Source organism: Thermostichus sp. MS-CIW-26 (assembly GCF_054059115.1).
Window position 1 is genome coordinate 1 of sequence record NZ_JBSSBV010000017.1, and the last position, 23,018, is coordinate 23,018.

At 55.3% G+C, this 23,018-nt stretch carries 19 protein-coding genes and 3 pseudogenes; 11 read left to right on the forward strand and 11 right to left on the reverse strand.

All coding sequences use genetic code 11. The features are described from left to right. Positions 1 to 458 (forward strand): annotated as a pseudogene (locus tag ACVWZU_RS07335) (hypothetical protein); the annotation flags it as partial. A gap of 35 nt (positions 459 to 493) precedes the next feature. Here ACVWZU_RS07335 and ACVWZU_RS07340 read toward each other — a convergent pair. Then, a complete protein-coding gene (locus tag ACVWZU_RS07340) occupies positions 494 to 724 on the reverse strand; it encodes a DUF2555 domain-containing protein (protein WP_414384377.1) in 231 nt (76 codons plus the stop codon). A gap of 237 nt (positions 725 to 961) precedes the next feature. On the opposite strand from ACVWZU_RS07340, the gene ACVWZU_RS07345 reads away from it, so the two are divergent. Beyond that, positions 962 to 2,740: a flavin reductase gene (locus ACVWZU_RS07345; RefSeq protein WP_457444146.1), complete on the forward strand. Its 1,779-nt coding sequence runs from the start codon at positions 962 to 964 to the stop codon at positions 2,738 to 2,740. On the opposite strand, the pseudogene ACVWZU_RS07350 reads toward ACVWZU_RS07345, so the two are convergent. From ACVWZU_RS07350 to apcD, 4 genes and pseudogenes are all read right to left on the reverse strand, one after another. Beyond that, positions 2,718 to 3,303 (reverse strand): annotated as a pseudogene (locus tag ACVWZU_RS07350) (Uma2 family endonuclease). The gene ACVWZU_RS07345 and the pseudogene ACVWZU_RS07350 overlap by 23 nt on opposite strands. Positions 3,304 to 3,610: 307 nt before the next feature. Further along, on the reverse strand, positions 3,611 to 5,011 hold the full coding sequence (locus ACVWZU_RS07355) for a chlorophyll a/b binding light-harvesting protein (RefSeq protein WP_457387765.1): 1,401 nt from the start codon (positions 5,009 to 5,011) through the stop codon (positions 3,611 to 3,613). Between the two features lie 39 nt (positions 5,012 to 5,050). After that, positions 5,051 to 5,536: an allophycocyanin subunit beta gene (locus tag ACVWZU_RS07360; RefSeq protein ID WP_099812041.1), complete on the reverse strand. Its 486-nt coding sequence runs from the start codon at positions 5,534 to 5,536 to the stop codon at positions 5,051 to 5,053. A 267-nt stretch (positions 5,537 to 5,803) separates the two neighbouring features. Next, positions 5,804 to 6,277, reverse strand: a complete 474-nt coding sequence (gene apcD, locus ACVWZU_RS07365; protein WP_099812040.1) for an allophycocyanin subunit alpha-B — start codon at positions 6,275 to 6,277, stop codon at positions 5,804 to 5,806. A gap of 331 nt (positions 6,278 to 6,608) precedes the next feature. Here apcD and rpsU point away from each other — a divergent pair. Next, positions 6,609 to 6,752, forward strand: a pseudogene (gene rpsU, locus ACVWZU_RS07370) (30S ribosomal protein S21). On the opposite strand, the gene ACVWZU_RS07375 reads toward rpsU, so the two are convergent. The 5 genes from ACVWZU_RS07375 to ACVWZU_RS07395 all read right to left on the reverse strand — a co-directional run bounded on the left by ACVWZU_RS07375 (position 6,749) and on the right by ACVWZU_RS07395 (position 14,682). Further along, positions 6,749 to 10,474 (reverse strand): PAS domain S-box protein, encoded by a 3,726-nt coding sequence (locus ACVWZU_RS07375; RefSeq protein ID WP_457444148.1) that lies wholly within the window; start codon positions 10,472 to 10,474, stop codon positions 6,749 to 6,751. The pseudogene rpsU and the gene ACVWZU_RS07375 overlap by 4 nt on opposite strands. Positions 10,475 to 10,655: 181 nt before the next feature. Beyond that, on the reverse strand, positions 10,656 to 11,243 hold the full coding sequence (locus tag ACVWZU_RS07380; protein ID WP_457444150.1) for a hypothetical protein: 588 nt from the start codon (positions 11,241 to 11,243) through the stop codon (positions 10,656 to 10,658). Positions 11,244 to 11,336: 93 nt separating this feature from the next. Further along, entirely contained in the window at positions 11,337 to 11,951 is a 615-nt protein-coding gene (locus ACVWZU_RS07385; protein ID WP_414330774.1) for a Uma2 family endonuclease, read from the reverse strand. Between the two features lie 68 nt (positions 11,952 to 12,019). After that, the gene (locus tag ACVWZU_RS07390) at positions 12,020 to 13,213 is read right to left on the reverse strand and encodes an RNA-guided endonuclease InsQ/TnpB family protein (protein ID WP_457444193.1); all 1,194 of its coding nucleotides are present in this window, start codon (positions 13,211 to 13,213) and stop codon (positions 12,020 to 12,022) included. 137 nt (positions 13,214 to 13,350) lie between these two features. Next, entirely contained in the window at positions 13,351 to 14,682 is a 1,332-nt protein-coding gene (locus ACVWZU_RS07395) for a serpin family protein (protein ID WP_457444152.1), read from the reverse strand. Positions 14,683 to 14,718: 36 nt separating this feature from the next. Here ACVWZU_RS07395 and ACVWZU_RS07400 point away from each other — a divergent pair, with 36 nt between their 5' ends. From ACVWZU_RS07400 to ACVWZU_RS07410, 3 genes are all read left to right on the forward strand, one after another. Then, positions 14,719 to 14,895, forward strand: a complete 177-nt coding sequence (locus ACVWZU_RS07400) for a hypothetical protein (protein ID WP_457444154.1) — start codon at positions 14,719 to 14,721, stop codon at positions 14,893 to 14,895. A gap of 72 nt (positions 14,896 to 14,967) precedes the next feature. Beyond that, entirely contained in the window at positions 14,968 to 15,489 is a 522-nt protein-coding gene (locus tag ACVWZU_RS07405) for a DUF192 domain-containing protein (RefSeq protein WP_457444156.1), read from the forward strand. A gap of 472 nt (positions 15,490 to 15,961) precedes the next feature. Further along, positions 15,962 to 17,281, forward strand: coding sequence for a bifunctional sterol desaturase/short chain dehydrogenase (locus ACVWZU_RS07410; RefSeq protein ID WP_457444195.1), 1,320 nt, complete (start codon positions 15,962 to 15,964; stop codon positions 17,279 to 17,281). An 82-nt stretch (positions 17,282 to 17,363) separates the two neighbouring features. Here ACVWZU_RS07410 and ACVWZU_RS07415 read toward each other — a convergent pair whose 3' ends face one another. Further along, positions 17,364 to 17,570 (reverse strand): hypothetical protein, encoded by a 207-nt coding sequence (locus tag ACVWZU_RS07415; RefSeq protein WP_457444158.1) that lies wholly within the window; start codon positions 17,568 to 17,570, stop codon positions 17,364 to 17,366. Between the two features lie 4 nt (positions 17,571 to 17,574). On the opposite strand from ACVWZU_RS07415, the gene ACVWZU_RS07420 reads away from it, so the two are divergent. The 5 genes from ACVWZU_RS07420 (at position 17,575) to purC (ending at position 22,757) form a co-directional block, all read left to right on the forward strand. After that, positions 17,575 to 18,249, forward strand: coding sequence for a DUF4397 domain-containing protein (locus ACVWZU_RS07420; RefSeq protein ID WP_457444160.1), 675 nt, complete (start codon positions 17,575 to 17,577; stop codon positions 18,247 to 18,249). 174 nt (positions 18,250 to 18,423) lie between these two features. Continuing rightward, positions 18,424 to 19,275: an FAD-dependent thymidylate synthase gene (locus tag ACVWZU_RS07425; RefSeq protein ID WP_457385231.1), complete on the forward strand. Its 852-nt coding sequence runs from the start codon at positions 18,424 to 18,426 to the stop codon at positions 19,273 to 19,275. A 77-nt stretch (positions 19,276 to 19,352) separates the two neighbouring features. Continuing rightward, positions 19,353 to 20,090 (forward strand): class I SAM-dependent methyltransferase, encoded by a 738-nt coding sequence (locus ACVWZU_RS07430; protein WP_457444162.1) that lies wholly within the window; start codon positions 19,353 to 19,355, stop codon positions 20,088 to 20,090. Positions 20,091 to 20,443: 353 nt separating this feature from the next. Continuing rightward, positions 20,444 to 22,003: a sugar transferase gene (locus tag ACVWZU_RS07435; RefSeq protein ID WP_457444164.1), complete on the forward strand. Its 1,560-nt coding sequence runs from the start codon at positions 20,444 to 20,446 to the stop codon at positions 22,001 to 22,003. Positions 22,004 to 22,013: 10 nt separating this feature from the next. Beyond that, a complete protein-coding gene (purC, locus tag ACVWZU_RS07440; RefSeq protein WP_457385236.1) occupies positions 22,014 to 22,757 on the forward strand; it encodes a phosphoribosylaminoimidazolesuccinocarboxamide synthase in 744 nt (247 codons plus the stop codon). The last annotated feature ends 261 nt before the right edge of the window (positions 22,758 to 23,018 follow it).

Here is a 23,018-nt window from a genome sequence, read left to right on the forward strand (position 1 = left end):
AGTCCATCCAAGAAAGCCGCACCCAGTCTGCCGAGGAGAACGCCGCCCGTCTGCGGGAAATCGAGGAGCTGCGTCAGTCCATCCAAGAAAGCCGCACCCAGTCTGCCGAGGAGAACGCCGCCCGTCTGCGGGAAATCGAGGAGCTGCGTCAGTCCATCCAAGAAAGCCGCGCCGAATTTGCCGAACAAGCTGCTGCCCAAGCTCAAAGCCTGCGAGAGCTACAGCAAGTTGTCAGCGAGACCCGCTCTGACTTAGCTCACCTTGCCGAGTGGGCAGAGGAAGTGACTCAAGCTCTGGTTACCCTCACCGCCCTACAACGAGAGCACGAACGCGCCATCCAGGCCATCAACCAACGGCAGGCGGAAACGGATCAGAGGTTCAACGTTCTCCTTGAAGAAGTGCGCTACCTGATTCGCCGGCAAGGCTCTGACGGAAATCCTCCCCCCTCGTTGCCCTGAGCACTGGGATCCCTTTAAGAACTGCAAGGACAGCCCTAATCTTCATCCACTTCCCACTCCAACAGGTGTGCATAGGGAGCCACTAAGTGGGGAGCATAAAAGGCAACGGCTCGAAGGGCATGCCAGTCTTCCAAGCAGCCAAAGACGGTCGGATAGTCATTGCGCTCCAACCGCTCTGCAATTGCCGCCACCTCAGCTTCGGTAAACTGGCGGGGATCCATCCCCTTAGCAGGGGCCTCCACTTTGGACTTGGATCGGGCAGACATAGGCAGCCTGAACACGCTACAAGCCGATCTTAGCCTCTTCCTTTTTGCCCGGCCGACTTTGAAAAAACTTGACACACTCCCCACCTCAATCGCTTGCTTCTTGCGCAGTTGTGAGGACGGGGCTTCAGACCCAACTTTTGGGTAAGCCAACCCCTGTTCTCCCGAAACTCTGAAAAGGGATCCCCATTCCTCCAGTTTCGTGGCAAGGTGAGGACAGATACCGCATCGGAGGCTGCTATGGAGAGCAAGATCCCCGCCCGCGATGTCCAAGTTGCCCTTATCGGCCCGTCCACGCTGGTTCTCCGCTCCCGCACCTGGGATCGCCTGAAGTTTGAGCTGGAATACGCTCGGCAACGGGGCACCACTGCCAATAGCTACCTCATCCAGGCCCGCCAAACCCTTCTCATCGATCCTCCGGGGGAATCGTTCACCAGCATCTTTTTAGAAGAGCTGGCCCAACACCAGTACCTACAGCGGTTGGACTTTATTTTGCTCAGCCACGTCAACTTTAACCGCATTGCCACTCTCAAAGCCCTATTGCCTCTGGCTCCCTATGCGATGGTGCTCTGCTCCAAACCGGGATCCATTACGCTACGGGCCGCCTTTGAAGAGATGGATCCCTTGCCCCGCAGTCGCGACGAAGAAGAAGCCGCCGATCTGGGCATTTTCTACAATGGCCACCAGTCCTTCCGTTTGCGGGTCATCCGAGATGGGGATCGCCTGGATTTGGGAGAAGGGCATGAGTTGCACTTTCGCACCGTGCCCACACCCCGCCACCCCGATGCCCTCTGTGCCTACGATCCGGCTACCGGGATCCTCTACACCGATAAGCTGTTCGGCGCCCACGTGTGCGATGAGCAAGTGTTTGACGAACATTGGCGGCAGCTCAGCGAAGACCGCCGCTACTACTTCGACTGTTTGCACCGCAACCAATTGTCCCAGGTGAAGGCAGCCCTGGCCAAGTTGGAAGAATTTCCCGCCCAAATCTATGCCCCTGCCCACGGCCCCTTGGTGCGCCACAGCCTGCGGCGCTTGCGGCTGGACTACCACACTTGGTGCGAAGAGGATCCCGGCGAGCAGCGGGTAGCTCTCCTATACACTTCTGCTTACGGAAATACAGGTTTGATGGCCATGGCCATAGCCCAAGGGTTGGAGCGGGCCGGCGTTAAGGTGGAGCGGATCAACTGCGAATGGGCCACTCCGGAGGAGATCGCCCAGGCTCTGGAGCGCTGCCAAGGGTTTGTTATCGGATCCCCGACCTTGGCCGGCCATCCTCCTGTGCAGATCCAAACCGCCCTTGGCATCATCCTTTCTTCAGTTCCCACCACCCGATTGGCCGGGGTTTTCGGCTCCTACGGCTGGAGCGGAGAAGCGGTGGATCTCATCGAGAACAAGTTGCTCAATGCCGGCTTTTCCTTGGGGTTTGAGACGATCCGCGCCAAGTTTAAGCCCACCCCTGAAATCCTGGAAGCCTGTCAAGAGGCGGGATCCCAGTTTGCTCAGGCCCTGCGCAAAGCCAAACGAGCCCGCGCCCCTCGCCAAACCAGCAGCGAAACTCAGGCGGATCGGGTTGGGCAAGCCCTGAGCCGGGTGGTGGGATCCCTGTGTGTAGTCACCGCCCTGCAAGGAGAGACCCGCCGTGGCTTTCTCACCTGGTCGGTGGCCCAGGCCAGCTTCAATCCGCCGGGGCTAACTCTATCGGTGAGCAAGGACCAAGAAGCCGAACTGCTGACCTATCCCCAGGCACCCTTTGTGCTCAACATCTTGCGGGAAGGCAAGGGCAGCAACTTGCAGCGGCACTTTCAGCGGCCCCAGCGCCCTGGAGAAGATCGGTTTGCCGGCTTGGCCACGGCCACTGCCGAAAATGGCTGCCCCATTTTGTTGGATGCCTTAGCTTACCTGGAGTGCCGTGTGAAAACTTGGATGGACTGCGGGGATCGCTACCTGGTCTATGCCGAGGTGGAACGGGGCAAGGTGCTGGATCCCACGGGGGTTACGGCCATGCGGCGGGGGTAGTGTATTGGAGAACAAAGATTTGTTGTGGAGTCAATGCTAACTGGATCCCATCGATCACCTTGAGCTGACGATCTGCTCGGCAAATTTCTGGCTCTTGTTGAGGGGCAAATATCAAAACAGAGTAATCGTCTAAATCCACCATCCACCCTAATTTGCTGCCGTGCTTTAGACAATGCAGGATATTATCGATTACACGGCTTACCCTTTGACCCGGCGAAAGAATTTCGATAATCCAGTCGGGTGCTGCGGTGAAGTCATCCTCTGGCTCGCCTGTTTCACTTAGGCGAGTTCGATCCCACGCAATTACGGCAATATCGGGAACAATGGAACGACCGGAAAAAGTGCATCGCAATTCGGGTAGGGCAGTATAGCCGGTGGTGCTGCCATCAACCTCGGCCACAAGGTGTTTTTGCAAAGTGTTTTTGCAAAATGGAGTGGCGGGCTTTGGGTATCGGTTTTTGAATGGCAACTCCATCCACATACTCCCACGCCGGAGAATCTTCTATGTAAGGCAACTTGAGGAAGTCTTCAAGGGCAAGAGGCGGAGCCAGGCGAGTTGTCATAGGTTTAGGCAAAGCTCCTCAGGATCCCTACCAGTACTGTATCCCAAATCCCCAAGCGAGGGCGAGTGGTGGAGTAGGGGTTAGAATTGCAGCAATTGGAGTAGATGTAGCGTGAAAGTTGTCCAACCAGCAGAGCTGCTGACTTCGAGGGATCCCCTCAGTTGATCCACCATTTGCTTCACCAAGGCCAAGTCTAGATCGGTACTCCCTTCCTTAGCCCACACTGCGGAGCCCTAGCAAAGCAAAAAGCCCCCAGGCAGGGTAATCACCTCTCCTGAGGGCCAAACCCCCTCAAATCCCAGGTAGGTTAAGCCTGAACTCTGCTCGGCTCGTAGAAGACTTTGGGCAGAGATCGAGCAAACTTCGAGAAATCAGCCCTTGACTTGCGCGAACCATAATCTGCCTTTAAGTCAGAACGATTGAAAGCTATCTTCTCTCTTGCGGGCTCGTAGAAGATCCACCTCCTAAGGGTGTAGTTCACTTCATAGAGAGTTTGCCGAACGCCGTTTATCAACGATAGAGATCTGGAGCTGGGAGCCTTTGGCGGCTGATACCAGTAGATATCCTCGGGAGATACAGATAGAGGCTCTGGACCTGCAAAGGGCGGCTCGTAAAAAGTTGCAAAGTCAGGCTGAGGTCGGCACTGAAATTGAACCTGATACACCGACTGAGAGGTCATTTCCTGCCGACTCTGCTGCCAAAGCTGCAGCATCTTGCCGACATCAAATCCCATCGCTCGCTGAAAATGCCACAGGGATCCTTGTAGAAAAAAGAAGGCTAAGTAGAAGTGAGCATTCGCCAGCCAAACCCTTGAGGAGTAGTTCCACGCTCCCGTTTGATTTGGATCGAAGTAGTAAGGAGTAAAGGCGGATTTCAGCTCCAGGGTGGGGCCGTAAAACTCCACCGGGTAGGCCAGCGAGTTAAACCCACAGTAGTAAGAAGCCGCAAAACCGGCTAGGGCGATGCCGAATAGAGAGTAGGAGAGGATCCCATCTGCTGAGAAGAGAAAGCGAGCTTTAACCCACTCAAACGGCGGAACCAGGATATGCCACACCCCTCCCAACAAGAGAAGAGCTCCCACATAGATATGGCCCCCCACCAAGTCTTCCAAATTATTGACATCAAACAGGTGGGTGCGGTAGTTCCAAAGGGTGGCAAAGTCCAAAGTTGGAGCCGTAACCAGGCGTACCTGACCGGTGTTGGCGTCATACAGCCCCCCGAACACCATCGCCTTGGCCACCAACAATAGGGATCCCAGGCCCAAAATCAGTAGGTGGTGCCCCAAAATCACTCCCAACGTTTTGGCATCATCCCAAGTGAAGTGAAACTTGGCAGCCCTGCCGAATTCCATATCTAAGCTGGGGGGAAGTTGGGTTTGGTGGAAGTAGGCTCCTCCAGCCAACACGCCGGCAGCCACCAGGTGAATTGAGGCAATGGCCACATAGGGAAAGGTATTGACGATCTGGCCACCGGGGCCAACCCCCCACCCCAATGTGGCCAAGTGGGGCAGCAAAATCAGCCCTTGCTCGTACATGGGCCGCTCTGGCGAGAACTTGGCCAGCTCAAACAAGGTAAAGCCCCCCGCCCAAGCCATGATCAAGGCCGCATGGGCCACATGCGCCACGATAAAAGTATTAGAGAGGTTCATCAATCGAGCGTTACCTGACCACCAGGGGTAGCCCGATGGGTGCATCTTTTTGGCATTCATAGATAGCTCCTCAGTGAGCCCTCAAAAATACAGGCACGTTTAGCTCAGACCGGCAATGATATGGTCAAGATAAACGGCCATTTCTTGACTTGCCTCTGTGTCGAGACTTTCGGTCAGGACCTCTTTCATGGCATTGAGGGCCTGAATGACGCGATCGATGGGAACGCCGAGGGTGATGTAAGTTTCTTTTAAACCCTGCAACACGCGCTCATCCAAAATTGAGGGATCGGCAGCCAACATGGCGTAGGTGGCATAGCGTAGAAAATAGGTCAGGTCCCGCAAGCAAGCCGCGTAGCGCCGAGTAGGGTACATATTGCCCCCCGGTAGGGTAATATCCCCGTAGAGCAAGCTCTTGGCAACCGTTTTGCTGATAATGCTGCTGGCGCTGGAGCTGATGGTTTTGGCCGCCTTGACGCGCATGTTGCCACTCTGGAAATAGCGATTTAATTGTTCCAGAGCTGCGGCATCTAAGTAAGAGCCTTTCTCATCGGCGGGGTTAATCAGGGAAGTGATGGTATCTTTCATGGATTTTTCTCCTCTAAGCACTAGTAGGGACTGATTTCTTGAGGCAATTGGGCAAATGCTGTTCGCGTTAGCGGGACGGAGTCCTTGCACCGCTTGCTCAGGCATTGCCTGTGAGAACTCTTATGGATTGCAACTTAAGACAACTTCACAGCTTGCAGGTCAAGCTCGCAAAGCCAGCCGAAACCTCAAGCTCACAGAGGCAGGAGTAGCGCGCCTCAACTCTAAAACTGAGCGAGAGGGCAGCGATTTGTCTATCCATTCATCGATTCAAAAAGCGCGAATCAGTCGATCAAAGTAGGGGGCAGCTAGAGCCATCTCCTCTGAAGAAAGAATGCCGGCAGCTACCTCTTTTAGGCAGCTCATCGCCACCCGCAGGTTGGGTAGCGGCACGCCCAAAGAGATGTACATTTCTCGCATGCCGTTCAAGCCGATATCTTCCAGCGGCTTATCGTTGCCTGCCAAGATGCAATAGCTAACCAAGCGGATATACCAGCCTTGATCTCGTTGACAGAGGGCAGTTTTTTGAGGGTTGCCCTTATTGCTGGGGGTGTTGGGGCATTTGGCCCAAAACCGTTTGCTGCCTTCCTGGACAATTTTTTGCTCGTTCTCTGCTAACTTTTGGGCGGCTCGGATGCGAACTTGACCCTTGCTGAAGAAATCCTCTAGCTTGGCGATCTCGGCACTGCTGAGGAAGCGATCAGCCGCGTCCGACTGCGCGATGACTTGGGCAACAATGCTCATAGGTTTTTGGCAAGGAACACTCTACAGGTAACAAAGTAAGCCAGATCCTCAAGAACCGAAATCACTTATTAAGAAAAAGTTGTGAATTGAAACTTACTTGCAACAAATCCTCTCTGCCTCGCGTCTTCGGCAGCGTGACCAGATTGAGAAGGTTGGGTTGGCGGCCAATCCAGATCCCGGATACGACAGCAACCCTCAGAATACTCAGCCTCTATCTCTTCTGGCCGAGATGAGCATCTGTGTTGGGAACTATTTCCGTATCTGTTGCTACAGAACTTACAATAAGACGGGCTGTGCAGAGGTACCGGGGGAGAGAACCCCTAAGGTAGGGATCAAATCGGCGCTGCGCCGCTTTAAGGGCTAAGTTTCTGAGGCAGGAATCTTGCCAGATCTGCGTAACCATCGCTACTTTGAAACCAACCTGGAAAAGCGCAAGCGCAAAGCAGGAGTCCCCAGGGATCCGCTCAACCTTTAAAACTGGGGCAGAGGGGGCAGGTGGAGCGTGAAAGTTGTCCAGCCGGCGGCGCTGCTGACCTCGATGGATCCCCTCAGTTGATCCACCATTTGTTTCACCAAAGCCAAGCCCAGACCGGTGCCCCCTTCTTTCCAAGGATCATTGCTAGGGATCCGGTAAAAACGCTCGAAAATGCGGGTGAGTTCCTCAGCCGGGATCTCTTGGCTATTCCTGACTTGGATGCGAGTTCGGTTGGCCTCAACCCTGACTTCTAGGCGGATGGATCCCTGGCCGGGGGTGTATTTCACCGCGTTGTGCAGGAGCTCCCGCAGGATACGCCCCAAAAGGAGAGGATCTGTGGTGATGCTGCTCTCCAGAGGCACGTTGGCTTGAAAGGTTTGCCCCTTAGTACGGGCGCGTTCGCCAATAGCCAACAGCAAATCCCCCAACAAGGCTTCCCAGGTCAGCGTTTGCAGATTCAAAGCATAGGCTCCTGCCTCTAGCCGCTGCAAATCCAACAGGTCATTGATCAGCTCGATCTCCCGTTGGCATTCCCGCTGGGCGATGGATAGGTACTGGGCCTGCTTCTCCCTCGCAGGGGCAACTTGCAGCATGTGCAACGCCATTTTCATGCTGGCTAGAGGAGTGCGCAACTCGTGGCTGACGGTGCTGATAAAGTCATCTTTGAGGCGGTTAAGGCGCTCCAGGGCTTGCACCTGCTCTTGGGCAGCTCGGAATAGGCGCGCCTGCCTTAGGCCGATAGCACATTGATTGGCCACTTGAGCTACGAGATTCATTTCCTGCTCATCAAAACTTTCCTCGCTGCTGCGAAAAACCCACAGATCCCCCAAGACTTGCTCCCCATCCCGCAGAGGGCAGACCAAGACTGATCCTTGGCGGGGGGCGTCAGGAAGTAAACAAAATATGTAGGGCTCTCCTCGCAACAACTGGGCGTAGAGATCTGGATATTGGGCAAAGGGAATACAAGTATGCAAGGCCGACCCCAAGCGAGGACAATACTCGTAGCTGATGGCGGAAAGGGTGAGATCGGCGTTGTAAAGGCCAATATAGCAGCCATCTGCATTTAGGTTTTCTCCCAGCTCGCGCAGAGCGGTGTTGAGAATTTCAGCTTCATCCAGAGAGTCGCGCACCCGGTCAGTGATGCGTTTCAGCAGGGCCTCAAATTGCAGGGATCGCTGCAACTCAGAGGTGCGTTGCCGAACCTTTTCTTCCAAGGTTTGATTGAGGGCTTGCAGTTGTTCATATAACTGGGCCTGTTGCAACGCGATGGCTAATTGATCGCTCAGCTCTTGTAAAAGCCGGATTTCCCACTCTTGCCAAGGGCGGCTGGATTGGCAGTGCTGAACTACCAATAGACCCCACAAAGCCTCACCCTGCCGAATCGGGATCACCAAGTTGGCTTGGGCCTGGAAAGATTCCAAGAGCTCCCGATAGCAAGGATCCAAATTGGCCGTCGCCACGTTGGCTATGGCTTGCACAAAGCCCTCTTGGTACTTGCGATAGCGCGGATCCCTTTGGAAATACTCATCCCACACGTAGCGGCCCAGGTGGCTGGGCCAGGGATCCGCCACCGACTCAGCAGCTACAAACCCCCCTACACCTTCCTGCAACTGATAGATCATCACCCGATCCACCTGGAAAACCTCTCGCACTTCTGCAACAGTGGTTTGCAAGATAGATTGCAAATCCAAATCCTGACGGATGCGTCGCAGCAAAGCTCCAAGCAGCCGCTCCCGCTCTGCTTCTTTCAGCAACAGATCTTGGGCTTGTTTGAGGGGCGTTATGTCCACAGCGATGCCGCAAACGGCGTAAGGAGACCCCTGCTGATCCCGCAGGGCAAACTTGGTGACCCACTGGGCCAATCTCTTGCCATCGCGGAAAAAGGTTCGCTCGTAGCTGACAGGATGCGGAGATTGCAGGACTTTTTGATCCTGATCTCGAAATTCTAGAGCCTCTTCTGATGCGAACAGCTCACTATCCAACTTTCCAAAGAGCTCTTCTGCCTTGCAGCCTCTCTGTTTTAGATAAGTCTTGTTTACATGAAGATAGCGCCCTTCCAGATCTTTGAGAAAGATAGAAAAAGGGATCCCGTCCAGAATAGCCCTAAGCCGAGCTTCGCTTTCTTGTAGAGCCAGCTCTGCTTCTTTCTGCTCCGTAATATCTTCGGTAATGCCAACAATACGGATAACCTCTTGCTGTTCGTTCAAGATGGGTCGGCAAGAAGTACGCAGCCAGCGCAGCCTGCCATCCCGATGGAAAATGCGGTAGGTGATCTGCTGGGCTTCTTGAGTGGCTCGGGCGGCCGCCTGCAGTACCCTTGGCAGATCTTCGAAATGGATCCTGTCTTTCCAGAGATCTGGCTTGCGGCGAAACTCTTCTGCTGTGTAACCCCAGATCTTCTCGCTTTGGGGGCTTTTGTAGAGAGACTGGCTCAAGTCTGCAGAATACACAAAGAAAACCACCGGTACAGCCTCTGCAATTTCTCGGAAGCGGGCTTCGCTCTCTCGCAAAGCCAGTTCCACCTGCTTTTGTTGGGTGATATCGCGGGTACTGGAAACGATCCCCTGAACCAAAGGATCATCCAAGAGATTGGTGCAGAGGCTCTCCAGCCACACCCACTGGCCATCGGCGTGTTGGGCCCGGTAAATAAAGCTGAGTGTCTCGCCAGGTCGAGCCTTGAGTTGCTCAAGAGCATTAGCAACGTTCTGCCGATCCTCGGGGTGAACCCAATCCAAGGGTACGGCCTCTCCCTGATTGGGAGCACGCCCCAAAATTTTCTCAGCAGCCGGAGGATTTAAGGTATGCAGCAGACCTTGGGCATCGATCCGACACAAAATGTCGTGGCTGTTGTTGAGGAAGGCGCGAAAACGCTCTTCTTGTTCCCACACCTCCTGTTCCAGCCGCTTTTGTTCGGTGATATCTAGGACAATGCCGAGAAGTCCCAAACCTTTAGACTGATCCTGAAGCTTTACGGCCAGGCGATAAGTATAGCGCTCCTGACCTTGAATTACTTCCTTGCCCTCGAATTGGCAAAACCCTTGCCGCTCTACGTCGGATAGAACTTGAGAGGTGTACTCCGGCCAGTGGGGATGTTGCTGAGCCACCTCCTCCAGAGAAGTACCCAGCAGATCGCCAAACCAGGCGCGGTCAGTGGCATTTTGCAAAATTAGCACTCCCTGGGGATCCCTGGCCCACACCGCCAATGGCAGGGCGTCCAACAAGGTGCGCAGTTGGGCTTCCCGCAGCCGCAGGTTTTCTTCCAACTGTTTCTTCTCGGTAATGTCTCGGCCCACCCCGCGAATGAACTGCAAGCGGCCCCGCCGGTCAAAAATGCCTTGGTTGATCCACTCAAACCACCGCACCTGCCCCGCTGCATCCGCCACTCTGCTAATCCGGGTAAAGGTGGGCTGCTGAGGGGTAAGGTGGGCTATCTTTTGCTGCGCCTGCTCCTGCTCTTCTGCCGGCAGCACGTCGATCCAGCGCCTGCCCCGCCAATCCCCCAAGATTTTCTGGCAAGCTTCGTTACATTCCACCACCGTCGTATCTGCACGCGCCAGCATGATGACATCGGGAAAACCCACCTGATCCCGCTGCAGCCAGCGCTTTTGCCAGTACATCACCACGGCCAGTGAGGATCCCCAAAGGAGCAGCCAAAGCCATCCGGGCAGAGTGTTTCGGTCGAGTAAGGTGTTTAGGTTGACCAGATCCCAGGAGGCGCTCATAATTACGTAATTAAGTAAAGTAAGTGTATGGAGTGTCAAAGCTTACAAGAATCTCAAGAATCTCAGCAGCATTTCTAACCCAGGATCAAGCACTGTGCCAACAATTCCCCATCTCCCCGAAAAGGAGAGCAAAGTTTGAGTCTACTGGAACGGTGGGGCAGTATCCTCGAAAAGGGGGCTTTCAGGGTGAAGAGTTGTTTCTTAGGTTTCCTGAGTGTTCAGATAGATAGTTCTCAATCCAGCGCACCAGCCGCTGAGAGAGCACGAAAGCTTCTGGTTCGTCCCCTTTGATGCCGACTTGGCTGCTAAAGCAGGCGATGACCTCCTCGTTCAGCTCCGGTTTAGAAGGATCGCTGTGAAACTGCAGCCGCACTTGGCTTTGGACCTGAAAACTCTCTTGAGCTTGGTTGTCCAAAACCTCCTGGCCTACCCGATGTACCCGCACCCCTTGCAACTGGGCCAAGGGATAAGAAAACACCTGCTGCCGCCAAATCCCCCAAGGGCCACGCAGCCGGGTCAAGGTCACCCGTTGGCTTTGGCAATCTAGATTCAGGATCTGCCCCAACCCCCAAGGGATCCCAATCCACAAGCCCATCCCCACAGCCACCAACCCCCACAGCGGCGAACGGGCCCACAGTTGGGATCCCAAAATTAGCAGCACCAAGCCCCCTGCCGCCCGCCAAGCCAGTTGCTGAGAGGTAAACCGTTGTAGGGCAATGCGCAGCCGTTTGGGATTGCGCTCCAGAACCTGCGGATAGACCGGTGCCATGAAATGGGATCCCACTGCTTAGGCTAGCTTAACAGGGGTTGCTTTTCCCTAGGCGCTGAAGGCATCTTATCCGGGCATTGCGTTGGTGAAAAACTACAACTCCGGCTCGGCAAAAAACTCTGATAAATCCAGCGCAAATCCAGGGATCACCTCTCCACCTTCCAGGATGTCGCCGGGTTTCTTCAATGCTTCAGGCTCAGGCCGGCGATAGACCAGAACGTATTTCTCTTCAGGATGAATGATCCAGACCAGCCGGGATCCATTCTCAAAATACTCAACAACCTTGTCATGGATCTCTCCAACGGTGTTGGCATCGGAGAGAACTTCTACAGCCAAGTCTGGGGATCCCTCAATATAACCCCTTGGGATCCCGCCCAGAGATTGCAGTCGTTCTTTGGAAAAAAAAGAACAATCCGGAGAGCGGCGATTACCGGATTTCATTTTGAAGGAAGTATCGGAATCGAAGGTAAATCCAATCCTTTGACTGCGAACGTACGAGCCTAGAATGATATGAATCAAACTTACGTAGTACCCATGCTTTGCGCCTGCCGAGCCCACAGTAACCAGTTCTCCGTTCACAACCTCATAGCGATTGCCATCCTCCGGTAAAGCCATAAACTCTTCGTCAGTCCAAATTTTTCGAGAAGCTGCCGGAGAACTATCAGCAGGTGCCTCGGCCAATTTTTCTCTTTCCAAAACCTCGACCATCATGACCTCCGCAATGAAAAACGGCTAAACCAACCAAGGGAGCCGGTCTGGGGTCAACACATCGTAAACTACCCGACCCTGACTGCTTCGCAGTACAGGGCGGGCTTTCGGTAGCCCTGCAGTTGGCAAGCCAACCACGAACCTCTAGGCTGGTTTACAGCAGCCCCCAAGAGCGCAATCACATTCGCACCATTCAAATCCGCATCCCCTTCCCATCCACAGTGTCCACACTTAAACTTCTTTCCACTGCGGTAGGATTGCGCAGGGTCGGGATGAATGTGCAAACACCGGTGGCAGGTCTGCGACGTGTAGGCAGGCGGTACCAGAATCAAGGCAACCCCTGCAACCCTCGCCTTGTATTCCAGAAACTGACGTAGTTGGTAGAACGCCCAACTGTTGGTCCTACGCCGCTCGGCTTTGCTGCGTGGCTGTTGATTGACCCTTTCCCGGATCCCTGTCAGGTCTTCCAGAGCAATAGCGCTGTTGGTAGCTTTTGCCCTAGAGACAATAGCTTTGGAGATGCGATGATTGACCCACGTTTGGAAGCGTCTCTCCTTGCCAGACAGCCGTTGCAACAGTTGACGGCATCTGCGCCGCGAACTGCGTGTGCCCTTACTGGCTTTGCGTTGGAGTGCCGCCCTCAGCTTGGAGTAGTGGTCGCGGACTCTGTTCAACTGCTGCCCATTCCAATTGTCCCCCTCTGACGTATGGGCGATATCCGTCCTGCCCAAGTCCACCCCGATCACCCTGTCGGTATCTTGTTGCTTGGGCGGGTTTTTCTCTACGCAAATCTGGATGTAGTAGGAGCCGTCCTTCCGCTGGACTAGGGTGGCCGATTTGGGGTTAGAACCAGCCAGCATCCCACGCTGGTAGTTACCAATGGCTAGCTCAAAGCGTTCTCTCCCTTCAACCGTGGTCAGCGACACCGTCCAGTCTTTCTCGCGAAATGAGAAGATACGTGCATCGTAGGTAACGAACCTACGCTTGAACTCTTTAACCGGACGGTTGCGCTGTCTCGCCACTTTGCGAGCGCCTGCCACCCGTCTGCACACCTGTTGAGCCAAGTTACTGGACAAGCCGAACCGAGCTCGAATCTCGTAGTAGCAAAGGGATTGCAGTTTAACCGCGTTGACGATCTTCTCCGGCGTGTTCTGGTTGACCCAGTTCAATGCCTGCACAAAGACATCCATCGTCGCGTCCAATTTGGCGGCTTGCGACTGGGACACCTTGAGCTTACAGGATATGGTCAGGACTTGGCTCATAAGTCCATTGTACTTCATCAAAGCGCATTCCTCCCGACACTGACCCTACGGGTACAGTGCGGGGCTCCTGCGATTTCTAGCTGAAGAGCGATCTGCACGCCCGGTAAGAAGTCAGCAAGCTGCCCTGAGGGATCCCCTTATTCAGGATCCACCAGGGATCCCATGAACAACACGGTTTGGGCCGCTGGGTTGCCGCCGGATCCGGAGGCCACAATGGCAAACCAGAAGGGCCGATCTGCCACAAATTGAAATGGCTCTTGCCGGTCGACAGCAGTCCGGGAGACGATCACCCCAGTAGCGGCTGCCGCCTCGGATCCCTCTTCGTTCACTTCAATTGCTGCTTTGTGCAGGACTTTGCTGATCCGCGCTGGCTCTGGGGTCATCTGGCTGAAATCGGCTCGGTTGGAAAAGGCAGTCCCCAGGCCCAACTGTTGTAGAACTGAAGTGAGATCCGTTTCATAAGCCAATTCAAATCTCGGGATCCGCACCGAACCTGCACGGGGGTGCAGGGATCCCGTCCATTCTTGCCAAGTTTCCGGGCTCAGCTCTGCCCGCAGCGATTCCAGCTTCACTCCCTTCTTGGGCAGCAGGATCAGCATTTCCAGTTCTCCTTCCCCGTAGGGCAGGCTCACCACCTGCAACTGCTCGGTTTCCAGGTAGTCGTAACGACCTGATTGAACCATCATGGGTACTCGGACGCGGCGGCCATCCAACCGAGTAAAGGGCTGAGTTTGGGTGCGCTCCGGATCGAAGGGCTGAGTCCACTCGCCTTTGAAGTAGATGGCATTGAGCAAAACCATCAAATCCTCGCGGCTGAGGCGATCCACAATGCGGTTGATCTTGCCCTGGGTGCGCTCGGCCACCCAGCCGTTGATCTGGTTCACCGTTTGCCGGGATCCCAAATTCACCCGATTCACCACCGCTTGGTAGTGGGTGGCCAAAGCCTGCAAAAACTGGGGCTGTAAGGTGAGGGTTTGATCCACCCAGAGGCCGTTGGCCATTTGCACCTGGACTGGCCCTCCTGCCGGGGATCCCTCCGCCAGCCAGCCCACCATTTGGGCATTGCTCCAGTTCAACTCATTGAGGGAAAGGTCCTGTGCCTCCAGCACCTCGGCCATTGCCGTTTGAGTCTCCCCAGAGGCGCCGTTGTAGAGCATGCTCAGGGCCAGGCGGATGCTCAAGGGGGAGAAAAAGAGGTTCTCTTGGGGCTGCTGACGGAGCAGGTGATCAAACAGTTTCAGCGCAAAGCGGCTTTGGGCTTGTTGGGCCACGGTCTTTTTCCCATACCCTTCCCCATAGGTCACCGTTGGCTCAAAGGGAATCCGCACCGGGGTTTCCTGTGAACGGGATCCCATCCCGTGAGTGGGCCAGAGGCCCAGGCTCAGTAAACCCAGCAGAGCCAGAAGCGGGATCCAGCTCACCGAGGATCTATTGAATCTATTGAAATTGAAATTGAAAGGGTCTTTCATACGGCTCTCCTGGCAGGGTGGGGAACGACAAAGTCTATGGCTATGCTATCGGGTCGGTTGCGGGCTGCTCTTGCCCAGGGACGCCATTTCCGCTGCGCTCAAGGTGGAAAGACGCAGGCAGCTTCCGGCAAGCAAGAATTGGCAAGGCCCTCCCAGAGGGGAACTTTCTGCATCCGGTTGGCCAAGTCGCAGCAGCAGCGTCTGGCGCGATAGGATGAAGCCTGCACAGGAGAGTGCCACATGGTTCTGTTCACGATACACGTTCCAAAAGGGTGCAGAGTCGCCTTGGGCCTGGCTCTACTGCTCCTGGGATCCGGCTTGGGATGTACTGCTGCCACGGAGAGATCTCCCGCCTCCCAAACTCAGGTAACCGAAGCCATCTCTCCATCCCCCCCAGCCATAGGGCAGCCCCAGCAACTGCCGGTTGAAGCCGAAGTCACCCTTGCCGGCCAACGCTTTGAGCTAGAGGTGGCCCGCACCCCTGAGCAACAGCGCTTGGGCCTGATGTTTCGCACCGATTTGCCGCCGGATCGGGGCATGTGGTTTCCCTTTGATCCGCCCCAGCCAGCTTCTTTTTGGATGTTCAACACCCTGATCAACCTGGACATCATTTTCCTTCACCAAGGCAAGGTGGTGTACATTGCCGCCGATGTGCCCGGCTGCCCCGCCCAACCCTGCCCCACCTATGGGCCGCCTCCTTCCCAGTCGGTGGACGGTGTGCTGGAGTTTCGCGGCGGGACGGCTGCTGCTTTGGGTTTGGCCGTTGGAGATCCGGTCGAGATCCGAGAGCATGACTCTAGTCAATAATAAGCTCAACTATACTGAAAATAATGTATAATATGTTCAGTACGGATTACTACCAGTTGATCTTTCTGTTTACTTTCGAGTCTGCCAACATGGTAGCCAAAGCAAAGCAGAAAATTGGTAGTAAGACGACACGGAAACTGCGCTTTGGGTATTCTACTCAAAGCTTTGCGGGATACCGCCATTCTGTTTGGACTCCGTCCCGCTAACGCGAATGGAAACAAACAGAATGCTATCGCTGCATAGTTGAACAGTGATGTTCAGCAGTGTTCAGCGTAAATGTATCAGCTTCAGCCCGTAGCCCCTTGATTTCTACCTCCCCTCTCCCTGAGGGAGAGGGGCCGGGGGTGAGGGAAGACAGGCTCGCAGATGATCTTTTGAAGAATCTTTGCGATGATTTTTGAGGGTTGCTAACTAAGCCTACAGAAGAGGCGACGACAAGCCCAAGAGCAGTTTGGCCACCGCAAGCGAGTCTATGGATGTCAGCAGCGTAAGTCATTGGATAGGGGTGGGGGCTGTCGCCCTAGCCTCCATCCTTTGGGCTGAGATCGTGCGGGATGGGCGCCATTGGCTGGCCCACCGGTGGCCCTGGCTGATGCCCAAACACATCCTGCACCACCGCCTGTTCCGCCCCGACCTTAGCGTGGTGGATGCACAGCTGTACCGAGAATCCCAGTGGCACCACGACGTTCCCGAAGCGGCGACGATGATCCTGGCCGGGATCCCTTGGGTGGTGGTATTGGGCCAGGGATCCCTGCTGTACGGCCTGGCGGCAGCGGTGGGGGTGGTCTACTCGGCCAGTTTCTGGGTGGCTGGTATGCTGCGGGGTTGGGGGCTGGCCCTGCAGACGGATATCACCCACCAGCCGGGGCCTTTCCCCGTTCCTCCCAGCCAATGGCATGTCAACCGCGCCTACCACTGGCGGCACCACTTCGACGATACCAACGCCTATTTTTGCGGCACCCTGACTCTCGTAGATCGGCTCATGGGCACCAGTCTCTCCTTGAAAGGCAAGCGAGTAGCCGTCACCGGCGCCTCCGGCACCCTGGGCCGGGCCTTGCTCAAGCATTTTCACCAGCAGGGGGCCAAAGTCATCGCCCTCAGCTCCCATTCGGATTCGGTTCACATCGAAGTGGACGGCCAGATCCAGCCGGTGGAGACCGTTCGCTGGCAGGTGGGGCAAGAGGGATCCCTGGCTGAGCTGCTGGAGCGGGTGGATATCTTGGTGCTCAACCACGGCCTGAACGTCCACAGGCAACGGGATCCCGAGTCTGTCCGCCAGTCCTATGCCGTCAACACTTTCTCCAGTTGGCGCCTAATGGAGCTGTTCTTCCAGACGGTGCGCGGCAACCCTGAGATGGCCACCAAAGAGGTGTGGGTGAACACCTCAGAGGCTGAGGCTAGCCCTGCTTTCAGTCCCCTCTACGAGCTCTCCAAGAGGGCCCTAGGCGATCTGGTTACTCTGCGCCGCCTCGATGCTCCCTGCACAGTGCGCAAGCTCATCCTCGGCCCCTTCAAGAGCCAGCTCAATCCCATTGGGGTTATGTCGGGAGATTGGGTGGCCGCTCAGATCTTGGCCCAGGCCAAACGAGACTGCCGCAACATCATCGTCACCATCAACCCCCTGACCTACTTGCTTTTCCCGCTCAAAGAGCTGGCTGTGAGCACTTATTTCCGCTTGTTTAGCCGTCGGTCTCCAAGGACTCCGTCCCGCGAGCGCGAACAGCCAGGGATCCCTGCCCCCAACCCAGATGCTGCAGGTGAGGCGAAGTCCCGCGAGTTCCCTTTGGTTTAGAAGGGATCGGATCCCAACTCGTCCCATAGCTCTATGGCATTGGGCGCAAAAGTGGAGTAAGACAAGAGCAGGTTCCTTGGCGTCAGCAGGGTGGGATCCCTTGCGCCAATACGAACTCTTGGGGAGCGAGAGCGCCCCTTGGCTTGGCGGAACACAGCAGCTCGATCCCCGGTGAGCGTTGGGTGTGAGGAGTAGGAGTGAGCGTGAACATGGTGCGACGGTGGGTGGGCGCAGTGCTCTGCGTGGTGGGTGGATCGTTGATGTCGGGGCTTTTGTCCGGCTGTGCCATCCCGATGCCTTCGGCATCTGCAGGGGTTTCTGAAGTGCAGGTGCGGTTGGTGCATGTGGCCCCCAATGCCCCTCGGATCGACTTGGAAGTGGGAGGGGTGAAGGCTGCTCGGGGCATAGCCTATGGCTCGGTGAGCGAGTACGTGCGCATACCGGCGGGCGAGTACGACATTGTTTTGTTTTCAACGCCTGAGAACCCTGGCCAGCCTGCGAGTTCTGCGGTTGCGGCCAGAACCGTAGCCAATCTCAGGGGCGGGGGAGTATTCTCGGTGGTTGCTGCCAACGAGCCGAATCGCATGACGGCCCTGGTCCTAGAGGACAACATCCATCCGCCCTTTGATCAAGCCCTGGTGCGGTTTGTCCACGCTGCTCCCGATGCGCCGGCCCTGCAATGGCAAGGGGAGCAAGGGCGGGTACTGCTGCCCCAGTTGGCGTTTGGACAAGTATCCACCTTTCAAGCTATGCGCCCCGGCTTTACCCAAATTCAAGTGGCCATAGCCCCTTCAGCCTCCGCGCCAAGTGTGCAGTCGGCTCCCAGCCGGAGCATTCCCTTGCAACGGTTTGACCTGCAGCTGGAGGCGGGGAAAGTCTATACCCTCTATGTAGCGGGATTGTTGCGCAGCAATCCGGCCCTAAGCCTGGTGCTGGCAGAGGAAACTCGAGCTCGTAGGCTCCTATAGCCAAGGTGTTTCGGTCTCTCTTCTCCTTACACTGAGTTAAGGAATACCTCAGGGTGGGGGCAGATAGGGAATATGCTCTGTGGTGGAGCAAGCCAATGCCGTTGGCGTTCTCCGCTGCCAATATGATCTTACAAGGATCTCAGAATCCTAACATGCGGTGCGAAGCACTAGGGGATGCAGCCTGTGGATGCTTTGTTTCAAGTTGTGGTGCTGAATCAAACCCCAGATCCAGAACGGGTCATCTACCAGGCCATGCATCAGGATTACAGCCCTGATTTTGTCACTCCAGAGAGCCGGATCCCGGAAAAGTATGGAGAGGCCGTGGTGAGGCATTTGCTGGAGGGCAACCGTGGCCACTATGGGCCTCTAGAGCATCCTCAGATCACGTTTGGGGTGGGCTATTTTCCCCACGCCGTCATGCAACAGGCCCGTACTCATCGGGTGGGAATTTCTTTTGATGTTCAATCCTTCCGATATACAGGCCAGCAAATTGCCGATTTGGGCAAAAAGCTCTTGTTCGCGTCAGCGGTGCGGAGCACAACCGAGACTGCTGCTCCTGTTGGCGAGACCGGCTGCGGTTGCGTCAGCAATGCGGAGCACAGTGGCGGGACGGAGTCCTCCTTGTCTTTGCAAGAGCTGGAAACTTTGTTTTACGTTCCTGCCAGCGTCAAGGAGGGCAAGGCCAAAACCCGCCAAGGCTTTAGGCCCATCTCCCCCGAAGCTTTGGATATCATTCTTGCGCAATATCGCAGCCAGGCCATTGCTTATTATCGCCTGGTAGAAGAGTGCGGATTGCCCTATGAAGATGCCCGTAACATCATTGGCTACGGGATCCGACAACACTTCGTGGTCTCTTTCAATTGCCGTAGTCTAATGCATTTTTTGGATTTACGAGCCAAAGAAGATGCTCAACGAGAAATTCAACATCTGTGTGAACTGATTTGGCCCCACTTTGAAGCGTGGTGTCCCCACGTGGCGGCCTGGTATCGTAAGCATCGCTGGGGAAAGGCTCGATTATCCCCCTAAACTTAGTTTAGATAGATATGCTCTGCTAACCCCTTCTGCGGCTAATCCTGTTTTTGATCTTTTGTTGGGTTACGGGTATGGATCCCAAGGCTTACCAACAAATGGCAGACTTGGAAGACCAGCATTGGTGGTTTCTGGGTCGCCGTCACATTTTGAGTCGGGTTATTGGATCCCTATCACTTCTACCCTCTGCTCGTATTTTGGAAGCTGGCTGTGGTAGTGGCGGCAACCTGGAGATGTTATCCAGATTTGGCGAAGTTTGGGCTATGGAAAAGAGTGAGATTGCGCTGCCGCTGGCCCAAGCTCGCGGTATTGGCATCGTTGCCGAGGGTGAGTTGCCGCATCGGATCCCTTTTGGCTCTCAGCCATTTGATTTGATTGCTTTGCTGGATGTGCTGGAGCATCTGGAGAATGACAAAGAAGCTCTCCTAGCCCTCAGTCAAAGGTTAACCCCATCTGGCTACTTAGTTGTAACTGTTCCGGCTTATCCGTGGCTGTGGAGTTTACATGATGAGCTTAATCATCACAAGAGACGATATACCCGCGGGCAACTTTTGTCGTTGCTTAAAAGCTCAGGTCTAGAAGTTTATACCCTTGTTTTCTTCAACAGTTTTCTTTTCCCAATCATTTCAGGGATCCGCATAATGCAGAAAGTGCTTCGCCTGAGGGAAAGCCAAGATCTGAAAATGCCGCCGCTTTGGCTCAATCGACTGCTGACGGGTATTTTTGCTGCAGAAGCCTATCTGATACCTAAGTTTTCTCTGCCCTTTGGTGTATCTCTGCTGGCAGTAGCCGGCCCGGCAACGAAATCGTAGTATCCTGTCATCATTGCTGTTCTCAGACTGCACTTTGATCATTGCTTAAACTCTCATGTTTCGACATCTAATGTCTGCAATTCTGGTAGTTTCTACAACAGCCTTTTCCGACGGTACTTAACCCACTCAACAGGGATTTTTATCTCTTGCATGATGAGGATCCCAATTACTTAAAGAACTTATTTTGTGTCAGCAGCATGAAGTCCTTTGAAGCTGGGAAGGGCCGTCAATAGAATTATCTGGTGAGGGCTACCCATTCAAGTTTTGGTCAACACTGATCTTGTCCAATAGCCTCAGATGCACAATCTTTTCTGTAAGATTGTCAACGGTCTTGATGCCGAAGGAGATAACCCTTGGCCGAACGCGGCTATAAAACTCGTCTGGATCTGCATCGTTTGTGGGTGCCCTTGGCCTGTTTTGGCGATGGCCTTTGTATTTGGTTGGCCTTTGGGGCGGGCTACTGGCTGCGCAGCTTGCGTCCTCATCAGCTCTTGCCTTGGGATGTCTACGCGGCCTTGGGATTGTTGACCGCCCTCAGTTATTGGGGCATTCAGGCGGGCTTAGGCGGATACGGTGAGTCGAAGCGCTTGTCTCGCTTTGAAGAATGGGCCAGTTTGCTGGTGGGGTTGGGATTGACGTTTGGTTTGGTGCTGGCAGGGGCCTTTTTCGTTCGCTCGGTCTCTTTGTCGCGGCTGGTGGTGGGCTACGCCGGCTTGTTGGCTCTGCTGAGTTTGACTTTGGTACGGGTGGGGTTGCGGCTGGGCATGGGCTGGTTGTGCTCTAGGGGCTACGGTCGGCGGCAGGTCATCTGGGTGGGATCCTGGTCGGTGTTGGCGGAAGTGTTGGAGCGATTGCAGCGATCCCCGCAGTTGGGCTTCCAGGTAGTCGCCTGGGCAGGCGTAGAGCAAGGCTCTTTTGAGGAAGATCCCCCATCTCAAAATGGGGATCCCTGTCAAGATTCATATCCAGTACTAAACACCGCCCGCCCTACCTCTGGCGGGGTTGAGTCTGCCGACAGGACTCTGTCCGGCTCATCCCGAGGAACCCTCTCCTGCTTGTGCAGTCAGCTTGAGCCTTCCTGGTCGGCTCTTGAGCGTCTGGATCTGGTCCATTTGATTGCCTATCTGCAAGCCCACCCAGAAGTGCAGGAGGTGTGGTTTGGGCAACCGGAGCTGGCAACTGCTCCTCTGTTGCTCAGTTTGCAAACATTGTCGGTGCAGGTGCGCTTGGTGCCGGATATCTTAAGTTTTTTAACGGTGAACTTCAGCCTGCAGTCTCTCGACGGGATCCCGCTGCTAACTCTGCGTCAGCCCCCTTTGCGCTACGCCCACAACCGGTTCCTCAAGCGAGCTCTAGACATCCTAGGAGCTTCCCTGGGCCTGATCTTGCTTAGCCCTCTGTTTTTGATTATTGCCCTGTTGGTAGCCTGCACTAGCCCTGGCCCCATCTTGTACTGGCAGGAGCGGGTGAGCTTGGACGGGCGTCGCTTTTGGATTGCCAAGTTCCGCACCATGCGAGTGGATGCTGAGGCAGCCGGCCAGCCGGGCTGGACGCGCCCCGGGGATCCGCGCCGAACCAAGATAGGAGCCTTTTTGCGCCGCACCAACCTGGACGAGCTGCCCCAACTGTGGAACGTCCTGAAAGGGGAAATGAGCCTAGTGGGCCCCCGCCCAGAGCGGCCCTACTTTGTCGAGCAGTTTAGCCAGGAGATCCCCAAGTATCCGGATCGGCATTTGGTAAAAAGTGGCCTCACCGGCTGGGCCCAGATCCACGGCCTGCGGGGAGATACCAGCATTGCCCGCCGCACCCAGTATGATCTCTACTATGTGCAAAACTGGTCGCTGTGGCTGGATCTGCGCATCTTGGCCATTACCCTCTGGCAAGGGATCCGCGGACGGCTGGCCGGATACTAGGGGTTAGCGTATGCCATTCTCCCCCCAAGAGCTGCTCTACGAGGGCAAGGCCAAGCGCATCTACCGCACTGCCGATCCCAGGGTTTATCTTTGCCAATACAAAGACGACGCCACCGCCTTCAACGCCCAAAAGCGGGGATCCATCGCCGGCAAGGGAGAGGTGAATTGCACCGTCTCCAGCCATGTGTTTGCCTACCTGGCGCAGCAAGGGATCCCCAACCATTTCTTGGCCCAAACCGGCCCCACCGAGATGCAGGTGCGAGCCTTGCACATCCTGCCTTTGGAAGTGGTGGTGCGCAACCGCACAGCGGGTAGCCTCTGCCGACGGCTGGGCCTGGAGCAGGGCCTTCCCATCGAGCCGCCGCTGGTAGAGTTCTATTACAAAAACGATGCCCTAGGGGATCCCCTGGTAACCCCCGACCACATCCGCCTATTGCAGTTGGCCACGCCGGAGCAGGTGGAGCGCTTGGGATCCCTGGCTTTGGCCATTAACTCTCATCTGCAGGCCTTTTGGCGGCGCTGTCAGCTGGAGCTGGTGGACTTTAAGCTGGAGTTTGGCCTGGACGAGAAGGGAGAGATCCTGCTAGCCGACGAGATTAGCCCCGATACCTGCCGTCTTTGGGATCGGGAGGGATCCGAGCCGCGAGTGCTGGACAAGGATCTCTTTCGCTTTGATCTGGGGGATCCGGTGGCTGGCTATCAAGAGGTGTTGCAGCGGGTGCTTCAGGCAGTGGGATCCCAATTCCTTCTCTGATACATTTACGCTGAACACTGCTGAACATCACTGTTCAACTATGCAGCGATAGCATTCTGTTTGTTTCCATTCGCGTTAGCGGGACGGAGTCCAAACAGAATGGCGGTATCCCGCAAAGCTTTGAGTAGAATACCCAAAGCGCAGTTTCCGTGTCGTCTTACTACCAATTTTCTGCTTTGCTTTGGCTACCATGTTGGCAGACTCGAAAGTAAACAGAAAGATCAACTGGTAGTAATCTGTACTGAACATATTATACATTAT